The sequence below is a fragment of the Arthrobacter sp. NQ7 genome, assembly GCF_029581595.2.
In the GTDB taxonomy this organism is placed as follows: domain Bacteria; phylum Actinomycetota; class Actinomycetes; order Actinomycetales; family Micrococcaceae; genus Arthrobacter; species Arthrobacter phenanthrenivorans_B.
On the sequence record NZ_JARFXU020000047.1, the window covers coordinates 1 to 3,953 of the forward strand.

At 68.8% G+C, this 3,953-nt stretch carries 4 protein-coding genes and 1 pseudogene; 2 read left to right on the forward strand and 3 right to left on the reverse strand.

All coding sequences use genetic code 11. The features are described 5' to 3' along the window. Window positions 1-134: pseudogene (locus tag PUN71_RS22850) on the reverse strand (lipoyl synthase); the annotation flags it as partial. After that, entirely contained in the window at window positions 131-799 is a 669-nt protein-coding gene (gene lipB, locus PUN71_RS22855; RefSeq protein WP_043449414.1) for a lipoyl(octanoyl) transferase LipB, read from the reverse strand. The pseudogene PUN71_RS22850 and the gene lipB, both read right to left, overlap by 4 nt. Before the next feature lie 141 nt (window positions 800-940). Between lipB and PUN71_RS22860 the strand changes: the two genes are divergently transcribed. After that, window positions 941-2,632, forward strand: a complete 1,692-nt coding sequence (locus PUN71_RS22860; protein WP_277800276.1) for a serine/threonine-protein kinase — start codon at window positions 941-943, stop codon at window positions 2,630-2,632. 67 nt (window positions 2,633-2,699) lie between these two features. Here PUN71_RS22860 and PUN71_RS22865 read toward each other — a convergent pair whose 3' ends face one another. Then, window positions 2,700-3,602 (reverse strand): TIGR01777 family oxidoreductase, encoded by a 903-nt coding sequence (locus PUN71_RS22865; RefSeq protein WP_277800277.1) that lies wholly within the window; start codon window positions 3,600-3,602, stop codon window positions 2,700-2,702. 73 nt (window positions 3,603-3,675) lie between these two features. Between PUN71_RS22865 and PUN71_RS22870 the strand changes: the two genes are divergently transcribed. After that, window positions 3,676-3,953: hypothetical protein (locus tag PUN71_RS22870; protein WP_277800278.1), on the forward strand; the 278-nt coding region annotated here is incomplete at its 3' end.

Here is a 3,953-nt window from a genome sequence, read left to right on the forward strand (position 1 = left end):
AGGTTCTTCAGGCCCACGAACTCCGGGCCCATCTGGACCTTGGCCTTGATCCATTCCGGTTTGCGTTCCACCGGGACCGCAGCGTTGCGCTGCTCGATCCGCAGCATCTTCCGGCCTTCAGGTGCCAATGTCACAGTAGAGCTCCTTCAGGGCTCGAAACCAATGCTTCTTCATGCTTGCGGAATTCCTCCACAAAACGGTCCACGATGTCCGCCGGCCGGATGTCCCGGCCGGTTTCCTGGGACATGGTGGTCACCCCGGCATCGGTGATGCCGCAGGCGATGATCTGGCCGTAAGGGGCCAAATCGTTGCTGCAGTTGATGGCGATGCCGTGCATGGTGACCCCGTTCAGGACGCGGATGCCGATGGCGGCAATCTTGCGGTCCGGGCCCTTGGCATCGGCCTTGAGCCACACGCCGGCGCGCCCCTTGATGCGTTCGGCCTTGATGCCGTAGTCCGCCATGACCGCAATCATGATCTCTTCCAGGCGTTCCACGTAGTCCCGGATGCCGGACCGGTTTTTCAGCTTCAGGATGGGGTAGGCCACCAGCTGTCCGGGACCGTGCCAGGTAAGTTTGCCGCCACGGTCCACTGCAACGACAGGTGTGCCGTCGAACGGCCGCTCGTGGTCCTCCGTGAGCTTGCCGGCGGTGTAGACGGCGGCATGCTCCAGAAGCAGGACAGTGCTGGGGGCATCCCCGGCGACAACCTTGTCATGGAGTTCGCGCTGGGCGTCCCAGCCGTCCATGTAATCAACGAAGTCGGGGGCAAGACCCAGCTGTGAAAACTCAAGAGTCATGCCATCCAGCTTAGACCCGGAATCTGCGCCGGCCCCGTTTAGTGTCCAAGCTCACCGGCGGCACCCATTGTGACTGCTGCGGCCGGCCGGCGCCTGTGGATAACTTCTGCGGCCATTCCGGATCTCCGCTAGACATGGACCATGGACGATGCACAGGCTCCAAACGTTCCCGGATACGACGTCGGCCGGCTGCTCGGCCGGGGCGGCAGCGCGGACGTGTGGCTGGCCCGGGAACAGCGGAGCGGCCGGGAGTGCGCACTCAAGTGTTTCCGCGCCGGCGGCGGCACGGGGGACGGGGACGGGACTGCGCGGACCGGTGGAGCCCCCACCGACGAGGACGTCCGGCGGGAAATCCGGATTTTGTCGGTCCTGGACCACCAGCACCTCATCCGGGCCCATGATGCGGTGCGCACGGCAGCACCCACGGGCGGCCCGGCCTTGACCATGGATTACGCCGCCGGAGGTTCGCTGGCGCAGCTGCTGGCAGCCCGCGGCAGGCTCAGCGTGGGGGAGACGGTCACCGTCCTGACGCCCATAGCCCAGGCCCTGGGCTACCTCCACGGCAAGGGCTTCACGCATTCGGACGTGGCACCGGGAAATATCCTGTTCACCGGACAAGGCAAACCCATGCTGTCCGACCTGGGTGTTGCACGCATGCTCGGCGATCCGGGCACCGCCGGCGCCGGGACGGCCGGCTTCACGGACCCTACGCCGGTCGATGCCGTGCGCGCCGGCCTGCAGCCGGAGCGGGACGTGTATTCCGCAGCCGCCCTCGGCTGGTACTGCCTGACCGGGGAAGCGCCGGGCAGGACTTCCCACCGCCCGCCATTGTCCCTGCTGGTCCGCGGTGTCCCCACGGACCTTGCGGTGGCCCTGGAAGCCGGCCTGAACGAGGACCGGCGGCTGCGGCCGAATGCGCTGGCGTTTGCCGCTGCGATCTACCGCAGCGCCGAACCCCAGCCGGTGGACCTGTCTACCGCCGTTCATCCCACCGTGCTGCCTGAGCTGCTGACGCGCCGGGCCGCTCCCGCCGCAGGGAAGGGCGGCCGCTTGCGCGCGAAAGTGCAGGGCCTGCGGCGGCGGGCGGCCACGGCGCGCTGGGACGGCCGGCCGGCGGCCGCACCGGGCCGGGGCCTGGCCCGGGAACTACCGGCAGGGGTACCGCGCAAAATGCCGGCGCCGCATGGCAAACATGCCGGACCGCCCCCTCTTGGCCGGGGAAGGCAGTTGCTGCTGCGGACCCTCCTGCCCGCGGCAGCTGCCGTTACGGCGGGAGTGTGGATGCTGCTTGGACCGGCCGGGCAGGAGCTATGGTCCGGCCACGCCGTCGCAAGGCCGGAAGCACCAACGGCCGCCGTGCCGCCTGCCGCTGCAGCCCCGGAACCTCCCGCCGCCGGAGGCAATGGCGATACGGCGGCGCTGGCCGCGGCAAGGGAACGGGCCAACGCCGCCGACCCCGTAACTGCCGTGCGGGGCCTCTCCGTGATGCGGGACACCGCCTTCAGTACCGGAGACCTGGACCTCCTGGCAGCCGTGAACGCCCCCGGCTCATCTGCGGCAGCCGCGGATGGGCGCATCGCTGGCCAGATGGCCGGCTCCGCCCAGCGGCTGGCCGGATTCACTACCCTTCTCTCGGACGTTGCCCCGGAGGGGACGCAGACCGCCACGCAGGTGGTCGTCAGGCTGACCTCCTCCACCTCCGGCTACCGGACGCTCGATGCCGGGGGCAAAGAGCTGGCAGAAGGACCGCCCGGCCCGGCCCGGCCGCTGAGGCTGGTCCTGGTATCGGTGGACGGGCGATGGATGATCAGCGACATCCTGCCGGGTGAATAGACCGCGGAAGGTGTCGGGTTCAGAAAAGCCGTGCCTGGCCCTGCCCTGCAACCTGCCGTGGGCGCAGCTAAGCTTTGCGGTCCCGGCCAACCACCCATTGTGCGGCCTCGTCCAGGCGCGCGTACTGCCAGGGATAGCCGGCGGCTGCAAGGACTGCCGGCTCCATCCGCTGGCTGTGCAGCAGGAGCTCTTCGCCCAGCCCGGGCATGACGGTGCGCAGTACGGGGGCCGGAACCCGAAGGGCCGCAGGACGGTGCAGGGCGCCGGCCAGCGCGGCAACGATGGTGTTGACATCCGCCTGCTCCGGTGCGGCGATGTTGACGGGGCCGAATACATCGCTGTCCAGGAGGAAAAGGAAAGCGGCTGAAACATCCGGAAGTGCCACCCAGGGCCAGAACTGGCGGCCATTGCCAAAGGGGCCGCCAAGGCCGAGGCGAAGCAACGGAAGCAGCTTGCCCAGGGCTCCGCCGGACCGGCTGAACACCACTCCGGTGCGGGGTGTCACCACCCGCACGCCTGCCGGTGCCGCCAGGGCAGCCTGCTCCCACTCAACGCAGATCTGCGCCAAGGTCCCCGTGCCGGGAGGGGCGTCCTCGCGCAGGACGGTGTTGCCGGCGTCGCCGTAATACCCTGATGCCGACTGGCTGATGAACGCTGCCGGCGGGGCATCCAGCTTCGCCATGGCCTGGACGAGTGTCCGCGTCGGTTCCAGCCGGGAACTGAACAGCTCCGCAACCCGCTTCCGAGTCCAGGGCTTGTCGCCGATGCCGGCGCCGGACAGGTTGACTACGGCGCCGGCGCCGGCAAGTGCCCCCGGATCGAGGGTGTGGGACGCCGGGTCCCAGCGGACCTCGCCGGGCCCGGCGGGTGGCCGTCGGACCAGGGTCACCACTGTGTGGCCGGCATTGCGGAAGGCTGCGGACATGGAGGTGCCGATAAGCCCTGAGGCGCCGGCCATGACGATATGCATGGTCCATCTCACCACGGCAGCGCCCGTTGTGTGCCTCCCGCAGCGCAGCGGAGGGGTTGACTATGATCGAACGATGACCTTTTCGAGCTACTTCCGTTTCCCGCATGTGCACGGTGACCTGGTTACTTTCGTGGCCGAGGACGACGTGTGGATTGCGCCCCTGGACGGCGGCCGGGCCTGGCGTGTCTCGTCGCTCCAGCTTCCTGCCCGCAATCCCCGTTTCACCCCCGACGGGAAGCGGCTGGTGTGGACAGTGGTGCAGGGAACGGCCCCGGAGGTCGTGTCGGCAGAGGTCGACGGCGGCGGGTACCGGCAGCTCACCTACTTTGGGCACAGCACCACGAAGGTGAA